Origin of the sequence: Vibrio sp. S12_S33 (assembly GCF_963889785.1) — a bacterium.
Classification (GTDB): Bacteria; Pseudomonadota; Gammaproteobacteria; order Enterobacterales; family Vibrionaceae; genus Vibrio; species Vibrio aestuarianus.
The window spans coordinates 48,587-62,152 of record NZ_CAWPQZ010000003.1 but is presented as its reverse complement, the minus strand read 5'-3'; the positions used below and the strand labels follow the sequence as shown (position 1 = coordinate 62,152).

Genomic DNA, 13,566 nt, shown 5'->3' with positions numbered 1-13,566 from the left:
TAATCAGAGGCGTTTTTTCAACTGACTTGAGTAACAAATAAATCGTTTTCCATCTTCCGTGGTAAGTAGACACTAAATACACTACCAGCTCCCAATACTGAGCTGACTTCAATATGCCCTCCCGTTTGGCTAAGAAGGCTTTGAGATACGGAAAGTCCTAAGCCAGTACCATCGCGCTTGGTGGTATAAAAAGGGTCAAATATTCGTTTGATATTTTCAGCTTTAATTCCACAACCTTGGTCTTGAATATGGATGATAGCACCGATACTTTCTTCATTTTTGTACCAGTCTTCACTGTTAATCGTTAAACAGCCGCAACCATTCATCGCATGGATACCATTCATCATCAGGTTGACTAAAATTTGTAGAAGTTGATGCCGATTCACTTCAACCGATGAATGTGCTTTTAAATCGACATTAAACTCAATATCGCGCTTATTGGTTCCGGTTTTAACTAGCGTAATACTTTCTTCAATAATCGGGTTGATGTGTTGCCACGTCACCTGATCTTGAATGCCGCCTTGTCGACTGTATTGCAGTAGACTACGAGTAATGTTTCGTATCCGATCTATTTGCAGCATGATCGCATCAAGCTCTTCTTCGACACGCTGTGTGTCGTCACCAAGTTCAAATTTTATCAGTTCGGTATTGCCGAGAATTACAGCGGTTGGGTTATTGATCTCATGTGCGATTCCAGCAGTTAACTCACCTAATGAAGCAAGTTTTTCATTGATGATGAGTTTATCTCGTGTTTGATTAAGCAATTTAATATGGTGTTCCAATTGCTCGGTTTTTTCACGCAAGCTCAATGTTCGCTCATTAACCTTCTCTTCCAATTCAAACGCAGCTTGGCGTATTTCTTCATTTTGCTGTTGCAGAAGATCAAGCATGTTGTCGAATTGCTTAGCTAACTGTGTGAGCTCATGTTGGTCATGAAACCCAAGCTCTCCAATACGTTGGTTTTTACCCAAACGTACCAGCTTAACTACTTTATGGATCTGCTCTATTGGTCGGAATAAATCTCGTGAACCTTTGTAAACAAACCACGTTGATAAAACTAGCAGCAGAACTGTTGTGACACCAATTTCAACGATGTTAGTCAAGTAGGTTTTCACAAACGGCCACATTAAATAACCGGTGTAAAGCATACCAATAACATTATCATACTGATCTTTGATCGGTTGGTAGGCGGTGATATACCAAGCGTCATAAACATACGCACGACCAACCCACTCTTGGCCTTCTCCCAAAACCCTTTGCTTCACATCCGAAGAAACGCGAGTGCCAATCGCTCTGCCCGCGTGTTGATCACTATCTAACGGAACATTGGTACTTACACGCAAGTCATCTAAGAAAACAGTCAGGGTGCCCAAAGGCCTTAAACTATCGAGCTTGCTTGGATAAATCAGATCGCGGATTTGATCGACTAATACCGTGCTGTTATTTAGCAATAAGCCACCATCTAAAAATCCGATAATGTCATTGTGTTGATTTTTAATCGGTATTACGGTGCGACTGACCAACCCACGAGTTTCTATTTGCTTGTCATTGAGGATGGGGGTTTGAGCCCTTTTTGCTAGATCACTATCCAGTTGCTGTAGCTCTTGTTCCGTCAATACATCAAAAAAGGATTCTTGCTTGGTCAGATCAAGGTAGCGGAATTTTTTCTCAAGAGTATCGATACTTTCGTAACGCAAAAAATCGAGCGAATAACGTTTCTTTTGTTCGCTGACCCACTGATTTAGCTGTTGATATTGTTTAGGATCTCTCACTCGGATGCGGAAATCATAGGACTCAGAAAATGCCTTAACGTAATTGGCTTGTTTTTGCTGTAATAGCCCAATACTGTTTTCAGCCACACCTAAACGTTCAGAGACATCAACCAATGCACTTTGCCAGGTATAGTGAATCGACCAATAAATACTGATAGTGATCAGAGCAAATAACGTAAAGAAAATGGGCGCCGACGATAAAATCAATAACCGATAACGAACCATGGTTTTAAAGCGAAAACGCCATTTTTTCAACCAATGAATATTAATTGGCATCGGCATTTCCCTCACTTTCCCATTCTTTAAACTTACGTTCCAAGGTTTTTCTTGCGACACCCAAATCACGAGCAGCAGCAGACTTATTCCCTTCGTAGCGCTGCACTAATTGTTGAATGTGCGCTTTTTCTACCTCTTTTAATGTCCAATCACACGGGTAACCTAGATAGGTAGGTTCTTGGTGTGAACTTGTATCCAAAGTTAATTGGGCAGTCACTGGTGGTAATGTCACTATGGATTCTTCCGCCTCACTTAATTCTTCTATTTTAGATAAGGCTTGCGACTCCGTTATCCCATACATCTCTCGCCAGTAATGGGCAGGTGGTTTACCGAGTAAAATACAACGTTCAATGAGGTTTTTCAGTTCGCGAATATTACCTGGCCAGTCATAGTCTTGAATTGCTGACGTATCTTCATGAGCCCATTTAGGGTCTTGTACACCAAGCTCTGCTGTAAGCATACGAGTGAAAAATGGAACCAATTCTTTGAGATCCGCTTTGCGCTCTCTCAGTGGGCTGACTTCAATTTTTAATACATTGAGGCGATAGTAAAGATCGCTGCGGAAGTTGCCACTTGCGACTTCTTTTTGTAAATTTCGGTTGGTTGCAGCGACGACTCGGACATCAATATGAATCTCTTTTTCAGAACCGACGGGGCGAATGGATCGCTGTTCTAATACCCTCAAAAGTGAGGATTGCATGGTAAGTGGCATCTCGCCTATTTCATCAAGGAACAGCGTCCCACCATTAGCGACACGAAACAATCCTTCTCGGTTTTTTTTAGCGCCAGTAAAGGCTCCAGAAGTATGGCCAAAAAGCTCACTTTCTAATAACTCTGGAGCAATTGCACCGCAGTTTACCGCTACAAATGGACCTTGACGACCACTGGCTTGATGAACACCACGAGCCACCAATTCTTTGCCAGTGCCCGACTCTCCCTCAATCAAAACGGATGCTCGTGATGGCGCAAATTGCACAATTAACTGTTTAAGTTGCTGAGTTTTGTATGAACCACCAATAATTTCGGAGGTACAGTGATGCTTGAAATTGTGTTGCAGTGCGTACTGCATGCGTTCATTTAAACGCTTATCCATGCAACGTTGCACAGCTTGTAGCATTTGACTCAAATTAAACGGTTTTAGGATAAAATCTGAGGCCCCTAATTTTAAGGCACTGATTGCGGTTTCTAAATCGGCGTAGCCAGTCATAAAAATAACGTCAGCGTGTTTATCTGGGTCTTCAAACGCTTCTTTCCATTCAATACCAGAACGTCCTGGCAAATTAATATCCAACACAATCAAATCATAATGATTAGCACAACGAAGCTCCTCTGCCTCTTCAATACTTCCTGTGCAATCAACTTTTGAAAACCATTTGCCAAGTGCTTTTTTGAGTACGGCTTGCATTCCAATTTCATCATCAACTACGAGGACAGAAAATGCTTGGTATTGCAATGCTGAATGAGTGTCGATGATGTGGGTCATAAGCTTCTCTTTTGATGTTGTGCAAGATTTTAATGATGGGACAGAGTGTACCAACTAACCATATTTTGAGTAGGTGTAAGATGGGACATTTTGTCTAAGTTTCTGAGGGTTGTCACTTAATTTACTGATATGAGACAAATTATCCGTAAAACCTTTATAATTTCTGGCACCTTGTTTGCTATGTAACATTGATACGCAATGTTCAGTTATTAGCTTTACCCTCTTTATCAATGGATATAACAAATGAAAAAAACGGCTTTTACTATCGCAACCGCATCTTTGGTTTTAATCAGCTATTCAGCATCAAGTGCCGAAGATAATTCTCGAATCCGACTGGCTACTACAACCAGCACTTATCACTCAGGACTGCTTGATTATTTACTGCCTCAATTTGAAAAAGAGTCTGGTTATAAAGTCGACGTGATTGCGACTGGTACGGGTAAAGCGTTGAAGATGGGTGAAAATGGTGATGTAGATTTAGTCATGACACATGCACCGAATGCAGAAGCAACTTTTGTTGAAAAGGGCTATGGTGTGTTGCCGCGCAAGCTGATGTACAACGATTTTGTGGTTGTTGGCCCTAAATCAGATCCAGCGCAGATTACACAACAGAAAGCGTTGACGGAAGTGTTTAAAAAAATCGCCAACACGGGGGTTACGTTTATTTCACGTGGTGATGATTCTGGAACACATAAAAAAGAACTAGGCATTTGGGCACAGGCCAACATTGAGCCTAATTTTGGTGGTTATCTCTCCGTTGGGCAAGGTATGGGACCTACATTGAATATGGCTTCGGAAATGCAAGCTTATACATTAAGCGATCGTGGCACATGGCTCGCCTACATCAATAAATTAGACTTAAAGATTTTATTCCAAGGGGATAAAAACCTGTTTAACCCCTATCAAGTTATTCTTATTAACCCCGAGCGTTACCCAAGTACTAATTATCAAGGTGCTAAAGCGTTCAGTGATTGGTTGGTTAACTCAAAAGGTCAAGCGTTGATCAATGCGTTTAAATTAAATAGTCAGCAACTCTTTGTTGCTAATGCAAACGAGTAACAAACGCAATGAGCCTTTGGCAAACAACATTAGATGCACTTGCTTTATTGGCGAGCTTTGATACTCAGCTGTGGGAGATCGTTGCGGTCTCCTTTAGTGTTTCTCTCACTTCAATTTCATTAGTTTTATTGCCTGCAGTTTTGCTCTCTTTTACTCTGGCTTACTGTGATTTTATTGGGAAATGGGTACTGCTTTCGCTTATCAATACCCTGCAAGCGATACCTACAGTCGTGATTGGTTTGCTGCTTTATATGTTGCTTTCACGTTCTGGACCATTAGGTGATTGGCAGGTGCTATTTACCCAAAAGGCGATGATTTTAGGACAAATACTGGTTTGTTTTCCCATATTGGTGTCAATGATGCATGGTGCTTTACAAGCCAGTGATCGTCGCGTCGTTGAAACAGCAATGACTTTGGGAGCATCATTGCCGCGCATTGCCGCAACGGTGATCTGGGAAACCCGTTTTCCACTACTTGCTGCAACCATCGCTGGCTTTTCACGAATTGTGACTGAAGTTGGTTGTTCGATGATGGTCGGTGGCAACATTATGGGGCTTACGCGCAACATCCCCACCGCTATCGCGTTAGAAAACAATAAAGGTGCATTTGCGCAAGGTGTTGCATTAGGAATGGTGTTACTCTCATTGGCCTTGATTCTGAATTTCATGCTATCGAGTATGCGCGGTAAAGGTTACATGAGAACGTAAGGAAAGCTATGACGGTTAATATCACAGCACAACAACTCTCAATGCGTTTTAAAGATCGTGTTCTTTTTCATATCCCTACGTTATCAATAGGACCAAACGATGCCATTTATTTAAAAGGCGATAACGGTGTAGGTAAAACAACACTACTGAAAATTTTATCGGGTCTTCTCAAACCGACTACTGGCTATTTAAATAATCCTTCATCACGTTGGTATCAATATTTTAACTTTAGGCAGGCTCAGAAGGATGTCATTTACCTTCATCAATCCCCTTACCTATTTGACGGCACTGTTTTTCAAAATGTTGTTTATGGCATTCGTTACCAGCCAATATCAGCTAAACACAAACGTGCTGAAGTCATCACCGCCTTACGTATGGTTGGGTTAGAAACGTTAGCAGATGAGCATATCTCCGTGCTCTCTGGCGGTGAAAAACAACGTGTTGCAATGGCAAGAGCTTGGATTTTAAAACCTTCGATTCTATTGATGGATGAGCCAAGTGCTTCATTGGATCAAGAATCTATTGAAAGATTGGTTATAATGGCCAAGGATTTACTTAAAAGAGGGGCAAGTTTGGTGATCACTAGCCATCAAACCAATGCACTTACCAACCTTTGTCATAAGCAGTGGTGGATCAAAGAAACAACCCTTATTGAATCTCCATTACTGCATCTTATTAAAGAAGATAGTCAAGAGAGCGTGTATGTTACTTCCCACTCAAACTAGTTGGGTTATTTTAGCAGGTGGACAAGCTAGCCGTATGGGCGGGCAAGACAAGGGGTTAATTGAACTCAATAATAAACCCTTAGTTAAACATGTTATTGATAAACTAACCCCACAGACCAATACCATTATTATCAATGCTAATCGTAACCAAGAACGATACCGCGATTTCGCGCCGGTGATCTCCGATACTTTCGCTGATTACCCAGGCCCTTTGGGTGGCATTCATGCCGGTTTAAGCCATGCCCAAAGTGATTGGGTTGGTTTTGTTCCTTGCGACAGCCCATTAATTAACGATGATCTTGTGGCTCGGTTTTGTAACGCAGTGCAAGAAACTAGTGATATATTAGTCGCGCACGACGGTGATTATCAGCAGCCAGTTTTTACTCTTTTTCATAAGCGCGTATTGCCAAGACTGAGTGCCTTTTTGCAACGCGGTGATCGCAAAATTATTTTGTTGTATAACGAATGCAACACACATTATGTAGATTTCAGTGATTCACCCAACTGTTTTTTGAACTTAAACACCCCTCAAGAATTAGCTCAATTTGGAACGCTTCAATCATGACTACTGAGAAATTTTCAATTCCTCTGCTTGGCTTTGCGGCCTACTCTGGCACCGGTAAAACCACTTTGCTTGAAGCGCTACTTCCAAAGCTTACCAAGTCAGGGTTAAAGCTTGGCGTATTAAAACATGCACACCACAATTTTGATGTTGATAAGCCGGGTAAAGACAGTTACCGCTTGCGTAAAGCAGGTGCATCACAGATGTTGGTGGCTTCTCGCTATCGACATGTAATGATGACCGAAACTGTAGACGCTGAAGCTGAGTTTGAATACTTGCTCTCTCGTTTTGATTGCAATCAATTAGATGTCATTTTGGTTGAGGGATGCAAAAACATTGCGTTTCCAAAGATTGAATTACACCGTGCTGAAGTCGGCAAGCCATGGCTTTACCCAAATGATGATAACATTATCGCGATTGCTGCCGATGAAATGGTCACTAGTTCACTACCACAGATGGATATTAATGATCTTGATACTATCGCACACTTTGTCGTCAAATATATTCAGCGTTTTAATCGTACAAAAGTGAAACCGGAAGCCGCTTGTTGTGACATGCTTTCTCCTGCCTTTTTGTCTGTTACTCAAGGGCAAGAAAAAATCTTGTCATTAGTCAATGCTCTTAACGATAAAGAGAAAGTTGCTATTTCATCAACATACAACCGTGTACTAAGCGCGACTATTTCCTCCCCAATTAATGTCCCGCAATACACTAATTCAGCAATGGATGGCTATGCGATACGTGGTGATGATTTACAAAAAGACAGTTATCAGGTTGTTGCTGAAGTGATGGCTGGGCATGCCTATGAACAGCCGTTAGAAAAAGGACAAGCGGTAAAAATAATGACTGGAGCCCCAACGCCCCTGCATGCAGATACCGTAGTAATGCGAGAGCAAGCGCAACTCAATGGTGACACCGTCACCTTTTCTGGTGAGCAAATTAAACAAGGGCAAAATGTGCGTCAAGCTGGTGAAGATTTGGTGCAAGGTCAAAACGTCTTTACTTGCGGACAACGTATCACATCACCAGAGATGGGTATGATAGCGTCTCTAGGGTTTGACACTTGCTCGGTTTATCGCAAGCTTAAAGTGGCGTTATTTTCTACTGGTGATGAAGTCCAAGCTCCAGGAACCATTCAGGTTGCAAACACTATTTATGATTCTAATCGCTTCACGTTGATCGGCCTACTCAAGCAGCTTGGTTGTGAGGTCATGGATCTTGGCATTATTGAAGATAATGAAACGTTAATGATCGATGCATTAAATGAAGCAGCTTTACATGCGGATTTGATTCTTACTTCTGGTGGTGTGTCGGTTGGCGATGCTGATTTTATTAAATCAGCATTAGAAAAAGTAGGTTCGATTGATTTTTGGCGTATCAATATGCGTCCTGGTCGGCCATTAGCGTTTGGGCATATAAGCCAAAAACCATTTTTTGGTTTACCGGGTAACCCCGTCGCTGTAATGGTTTCATTCATCAATTTCGTTGAACCTGCGATTCGCAAGATGCAGGGTGAAATCAATTGGCAGCCCTTAAAAGTCAACGCCATTGCTGCTGAACCTATTCGATCACGGCAGGGCCGCACAGAGTTTAGTCGAGGTATTTATTTGTTCAATGAACGTGGGCAGCTGGAAGTGAAAACGACAGGTAAACAAGGTTCGGGCATTTTACGCTCAATGAGTGAGGCGAACTGTTTAATTGAAGTTTCTCCTGCTATTGATACTGTAAAAGTCGGCGAAAACGTGACAATCATCCCACTTCAAGGCAGAATCTAACCCCATTAACTCATGGGCTACCGTGACGGTTTTAGCACCCGATAAGACACAATTTCAAAAGGCTGATGCACAAATATCGGCCTTATTTCTTTTCCCATACAGGGAATGACGATTTTAGAGAGATAACCATGGCTCGTACCATTTTGTACACCTATAAAAATGAAGATAAGACGCTGACGTTTTCTTATGAAAAACATCACAATATTCATGAGGCTGTCGCTGAAGCTGAAGGAATAGATATTACTGAGTTTTTGAAAATGGAACAGCAATTAGAAGCTATTTCAGATACGAAAGCAGTGCGTAACTACCGTGACAACCATTTTAGAAAGCTTGGGTTTAGCAAACTGACATTACAACAAAAAGAAAATGTAGGCGTTGGTAAGAAAGGTTCAAAATAACCAATACAGCCAATCGTTGTAAAAACTAACAGTACTTATAAAAACAAAGGGCCTGCGTCATGCAAGCCCTTTATCGTTGATATTGACTATTTGATATTCAAAAATGCAGCGCCACGTACACCACCAGAATCACCATGTTTTGCTTTGATGATTTTTGGGCATTTCGCAACGGAAAGTAGGTGTTTCGGCACACGTTTCGGCATTTCTTGATAGATAAGATCGAAATTTGATAAACCGCCACCTAGGGCAACTACGTGAGGGTCGTTGGCAGTGAATAGATTTGCAAAACAGATAGCGAGCAATTCCATGAAACGCTCAACATGCTCAGTCGCTTTGCTTTCACCTTGTGCATTGGCGTTAATGATGTCGATCGCTTTCTTTTGCTCACCGTAGTAGTGCTCATAAAGAAGTTCGAAACCACGACCTGATAAATAACTGTCCAAACAACCTTTTTTTCCACAGCCACAACCCAGCATTGGTGCATTGTCACCAAGGTGGAGCCATGCATCTAAAGGAAGACGCATATGACCAAACTCGCCAGCTACATGGTTACGGCCAGAAAAAACTTGGCCTTGATAAACCAAACCACCACCAAAACCAGTACCGAGGATAAGCCCCATCACGGAAGGTTCATCTTTGAGTTCTTCATCCCAAGCTTCTGAAAGTGCAAAACAGTTCGCATCATTTTCTATTTTGACGCTACGGCCAATTTTTGCTTCGAGATCAGCACGAAGTGGCTTACCTTTTGCGGCAGGTACATTTACAGTCAGAACGGTTGCATCATCGGCATCTTCCATACCTGGAAGACCTAAACCAATTTTACCTTCAACACCAAACTGAGCATCGTACTTATTCACTAGCCCTGCAATGGTGTCGACCAACATATTGTAATCATCCGTTGGGGTTGGTACACGTTCTGTTGCAACACGTTCTAAATTCTCATTAAATGCACCAAATTCAATTTTAGTGCCGCCGACATCAAAGCCGTAGTACATGTAATCTCTCCTAAAATTCACTCGAATCGATGAGCGATAAAATAAATCTTTTGGCATTATCCACAGAGCTACGCCTACGTTCCGTGACATAGTGCGAATTTATCTGGTTCACGAGTCTGTTTGGATAATATCGCAGCACTTAAACGATCAACTTTAGAGTGATCTCTCGCTTTTAGTCTGCTCGATGAAATGTTTCAACATCGGTTTACTAAAATCACGTTTTAAACGAGTTTTGCTTAATAAATAGCTTTCTCTAAACACTTCAAACCATTGCGTAAGCATTATTGACGCTTGCTCTTCCCCCACTCCACTTAACACTAAAGAGGCCACTTCTGCAGTTGATAAGTGTTGATCATTTTCTGATTTTCTCATCATATATTGCGATACGGTTTGTGGAGAAATAGACATTACGGGCAAGGTATCGAGATAAGGCGATTTACGAAACATACGCCTTGCTTCGCGCCAGCTACCATCAAGGAAAATAAGTAATGGTTTACGCTTGTCGCCGACTTTAGGTAGTTTAAGTAACATTCGTTCTCTATTTTCGACATAATCTTCTGGAAATATCACAATAGGCTGATAACTAGGATCTTGTAAGAGTGCTAGCATTTGAGCGTCTGGTTCAGTGCGATTCCACTGATAAACGTAAGTCTCTTTCACTACATCTGCGATTAAACGTCCAGTATTACTAGGTTTGAGCACCTCATTTTCAGACACCAGTAAAAGAACAGCTACATTGCTTTCAATATCGGGTTGGTACGGGCATAAGCAATGTTCAGTGGCAATCTGACAATATGGGCAACGTTCCACTTTTGCTCCACGTGCTTGAAATGGTTTGGTCGATAAAGCGATACGGTGTTGATAGAGGTGATTAAAAGCGTGAATTCTCATAAAACCAATGTTTAAACTGGAAAGTGGTTGCGATTGTACTTACAGTAAAGCCAGATTCCTAGCACAGAAAGAGAACCATGAATAATAACCCTGAATTGATCCGCTTAAGCTTTTTTATTGCTGTATTTGTCTTGTGTGCGTGCTGGGAATGGCTAATGCCGCGCAAGGTTTTGACTCAAAATAAGATCAATCGTTGGCTGAATAATTTAGGGTTGATTGGGTTAAATAGCCTGTGTCTCTCGTTGCTGATGCCGATCCTCGCTTTTGAAGCGGCAAGTTGGGCAGAGATGCAACATATAGGTTTGTTTAATTGGTTAACCTTGCCTGCCAGCATTGAGATCATCGTTGCCGTCATTGTGCTTGATTTTGTTATTTATGCGCAGCATATTTTTTTCCACTTTGTTCCCTGTTTGTGGCGCTTGCACCGTATGCACCATGCAGATCAAGACATTGACGTGACGACAGGAACTCGCTTCCACCCCATCGAAATTGTTTTATCCTTATGGATAAAAATAGCAAGCGTGCTGATCTTGGGTATCGATCCGTTGACTGTATTGATATTCGAAATATTATTGAATGCTAGCGCGATGTTTAACCATAGCAATGCGAAATTGAATTTGAAATTAGACCATCAGCTACGATGGTTTATTGTCACTCCAGATATGCATCGCGTTCATCATTCAGTGATTGCACGGGAAACGCATTCCAATTTTGGTTTTTTCTTGTCATGGTGGGATCGCCTATTTGATACTTATCGAGCTCAACCGGAATTAGGGCATGATGAGGTAAAGATTGGTATTCCGCTGTTCAGACAAACTCGTGAGCAATGGTTGGATAAAATGCTGACCCAACCATTTCGGGAAAAATAACTAAAAGCGATATTTATGCAGCATGGTTTGTTGATCACCTGCGATTGCAGCGACCTGTTTTGAGCTTTCAACCATTGCCTCTAACTGCAATTTGGTCTGTCCACCTTGCGCTGAAACCTGAGTGATGGAGCGACTGACATCTGCTGTCGCTCGTTCTTGCTCTTCAGTGGCAACACTAATTTGTTCAACTCTGTCGCGAATATGCTCAACGGCTTTCTCGATCTGTTCGAAGGTTGTCTTTACCTCATCACTAGAGTGCAACGCATTGGTCATTTCTTGACGAGACTCATAGACTGCTTGGCGAGAGCGTTCTGCTGCTGCTGTGAGTTCATTCATCATGCTACGAATATTGGTGGTCTGTTGTGATGTATCGCTTGCTAATTTTCGTACTTCATCAGCCACGACAGCAAAGCCTCGTCCTTGTTCTCCAGCCCTTGCCGCTTCAATTGCGGCATTAAGAGCTAACAAATTCGTGCTATCCGCAATACCGCTGATCATATCTACCATTTCACGTATTTGCTTCACTCGACTGTCCAGTTCAAGCATCGCGACTTCATTTAGGTGTAAGGTATTTTCAAGTGACTCTAAACGACCTCTATTTTGTTCAATAACATCAACACCTTGTAATGAATATTTGCTCGCCAACACTGATTCTTCATACGATTCATTAGTCACCATAGCAATATTACGAATAGCAGACTCTAGTTCCGTCACAGTGGTAACCATGTTCACTAGCGAGTCATTTTGCAACACCATATTAATATTTGATTTATCAGCAGCATCGTGACTGGTTTCGGCATTTTGGTATAGGATTTCGCAGTTGCGGGTAACGGTTGATATTGATTCGTTTGTCGACGCGATCACTTGGTTTAATTTTACAGCGACTTCTTTACACTCATTAGGGCCGATCAACATTGTTGGTTGAGAGAAATCGTGCTGTGTTAATAACGATAACCTTACCATTAAGTTATCCAGTCCTTTTTTCAACCAATGACGTAATCCTAACCAGGATAGTAGTACCAAAACGGTTAGCACTATACCACCAATATATTGCACTCTCTCAACTCGATACATCGCATCATGAACCACACTTTCGCTTTGCTTTATTAACCCACTTGCCGCATTTGAAATGGCATTCAACTGTACTATTGTCTCTTTTGCTATCTGGGCGGCTTGGTTCATTTCTAAACGCTGTAACTTCCCTTGTTCGACCTTTTTTAGGATTTTCTGCAAGATTCCGCCATCCGTGAAACCCGCTTTAACCATGTCGTATGGTGCTGTTAAACTTGTATATTCCATCACATCTGGATGCCACTCTTTAAAATCATCAAATGCCAAGTCGATGCTTGCCATTCGGTTTCTAACCTCTTTATATTGCTCGTAGGCAAGTTGAGGATCTCGTTGCATCATCATCAATAAAAATGTGCTTTCCATTGAGCTGGCACTCGCAATAAATCGATTTGCGGCATCCATAGATTCTAGGTTGTCCATCGATAAAAACGAACTAATACGGTTCATCTCAGGGCCGATAGAGCTCAGCCCATATCGAAATACGCGAGCCGCAGCCTCAATCGATTGTTGCTGTTCAAGCTGGTCAGCTTGTGCTGCCAGAATTGACTTAATCAATGTTTGAAAGTTGATATTTTTAGCTTGCAGTTGCTCTTTTTGTTGCGGTGTAATCGTGGTACTAAAATGAGAGGATATCGAGAAAAGTTGTTCGATAAGTACTTGTGTTTTCAAGCTCAGTCGGTTTAGGTGAGTGTTGACTGATTTTAATTCGAGTTGATTTTCAGTACGAATACCGTCACCAAGGTATTGCACTTGTTCTAAGATATTTTGTGTCAGGCTTGCATTGTTTAATGCTAAAGGTAAAGTTTGTTCAGCTAAGTTAGAAAATTGCAGACCTACCTTTTCCATACTTTTTAAACTCAACACTGCCAATAATATAACAAGTAGGATGATAGCAATAAAAATAGCACTAATGGTTTGCATGATTGAAAGAGAGCGAAGCTGTTTGTTTGGCAAAGAATTCATAATAAATTTAAGTAGGCAAA

The 13,566-nt window shown here is 41.6% G+C and carries 12 protein-coding genes; 7 read left to right on the top strand and 5 right to left on the bottom strand.

From position 1 onward, the window contains the following. Nucleotides 1–17: 17 nt before the first annotated feature. Together AACW06_RS02315 and AACW06_RS02310 are read right to left on the bottom strand one after the other, a co-directional pair. A complete protein-coding gene (locus AACW06_RS02315) occupies nucleotides 18–2,048 on the bottom strand; it encodes a sensor histidine kinase (RefSeq protein WP_192073824.1) in 2,031 nt (676 codons plus the stop codon). Continuing rightward, nucleotides 2,038–3,531: a sigma-54-dependent transcriptional regulator gene (locus AACW06_RS02310; RefSeq protein WP_192073823.1), complete on the bottom strand. Its 1,494-nt coding sequence runs from the start codon at nucleotides 3,529–3,531 to the stop codon at nucleotides 2,038–2,040. The genes AACW06_RS02315 and AACW06_RS02310 overlap by 11 nt, the downstream gene beginning before the upstream one ends. Before the next feature lie 243 nt (nucleotides 3,532–3,774). On the opposite strand from AACW06_RS02310, the gene AACW06_RS02305 reads away from it, so the two are divergent. The 6 genes from AACW06_RS02305 to AACW06_RS02280 all read left to right on the top strand — a co-directional run bounded on the left by AACW06_RS02305 (nucleotide 3,775) and on the right by AACW06_RS02280 (nucleotide 8,757). Further along, nucleotides 3,775–4,590 (top strand): substrate-binding domain-containing protein, encoded by an 816-nt coding sequence (locus AACW06_RS02305; protein WP_192073822.1) that lies wholly within the window; start codon nucleotides 3,775–3,777, stop codon nucleotides 4,588–4,590. Between the two features lie 8 nt (nucleotides 4,591–4,598). Next, a complete protein-coding gene (locus AACW06_RS02300; RefSeq protein WP_192073821.1) occupies nucleotides 4,599–5,297 on the top strand; it encodes an ABC transporter permease in 699 nt (232 codons plus the stop codon). A gap of 8 nt (nucleotides 5,298–5,305) precedes the next feature. Then, entirely contained in the window at nucleotides 5,306–6,022 is a 717-nt protein-coding gene (locus tag AACW06_RS02295; protein ID WP_192073820.1) for an energy-coupling factor ABC transporter ATP-binding protein, read from the top strand. Then, a complete protein-coding gene (gene mobA, locus AACW06_RS02290; RefSeq protein ID WP_192073819.1) occupies nucleotides 6,000–6,587 on the top strand; it encodes a molybdenum cofactor guanylyltransferase MobA in 588 nt (195 codons plus the stop codon). Before AACW06_RS02295 ends, mobA begins: the two co-directional genes overlap by 23 nt. After that, on the top strand, nucleotides 6,584–8,359 hold the full coding sequence (locus AACW06_RS02285) for a bifunctional molybdopterin-guanine dinucleotide biosynthesis adaptor protein MobB/molybdopterin molybdotransferase MoeA (RefSeq protein WP_192073818.1): 1,776 nt from the start codon (nucleotides 6,584–6,586) through the stop codon (nucleotides 8,357–8,359). Before mobA ends, AACW06_RS02285 begins: the two co-directional genes overlap by 4 nt. A 128-nt stretch (nucleotides 8,360–8,487) precedes the next feature. Beyond that, nucleotides 8,488–8,757 carry a DUF2960 domain-containing protein gene (locus AACW06_RS02280; protein WP_053311511.1) on the top strand — a complete coding sequence of 90 codons (270 nt, stop codon included), beginning with the start codon at nucleotides 8,488–8,490 and terminating at the stop codon, nucleotides 8,755–8,757. Nucleotides 8,758–8,843: 86 nt separating this feature from the next. Here the strand turns inward: AACW06_RS02280 and nagK are convergent, their stop codons facing one another. Next, nucleotides 8,844–9,752, bottom strand: a complete 909-nt coding sequence (gene nagK, locus AACW06_RS02275) for an N-acetylglucosamine kinase (RefSeq protein WP_053311510.1) — start codon at nucleotides 9,750–9,752, stop codon at nucleotides 8,844–8,846. Nucleotides 9,753–9,905: 153 nt separating this feature from the next. Next, entirely contained in the window at nucleotides 9,906–10,643 is a 738-nt protein-coding gene (locus AACW06_RS02270) for a tRNA-uridine aminocarboxypropyltransferase (protein ID WP_192073817.1), read from the bottom strand. A 77-nt stretch (nucleotides 10,644–10,720) separates the two neighbouring features. Here AACW06_RS02270 and AACW06_RS02265 point away from each other — a divergent pair, with 77 nt between their 5' ends. After that, nucleotides 10,721–11,512: a sterol desaturase family protein gene (locus tag AACW06_RS02265; RefSeq protein WP_192073816.1), complete on the top strand. Its 792-nt coding sequence runs from the start codon at nucleotides 10,721–10,723 to the stop codon at nucleotides 11,510–11,512. Here the strand turns inward: AACW06_RS02265 and AACW06_RS02260 are convergent, their stop codons facing one another. Beyond that, nucleotides 11,513–13,546: a methyl-accepting chemotaxis protein gene (locus AACW06_RS02260; RefSeq protein ID WP_192073815.1), complete on the bottom strand. Its 2,034-nt coding sequence runs from the start codon at nucleotides 13,544–13,546 to the stop codon at nucleotides 11,513–11,515. Nucleotides 13,547–13,566 lie beyond the last annotated feature (20 nt).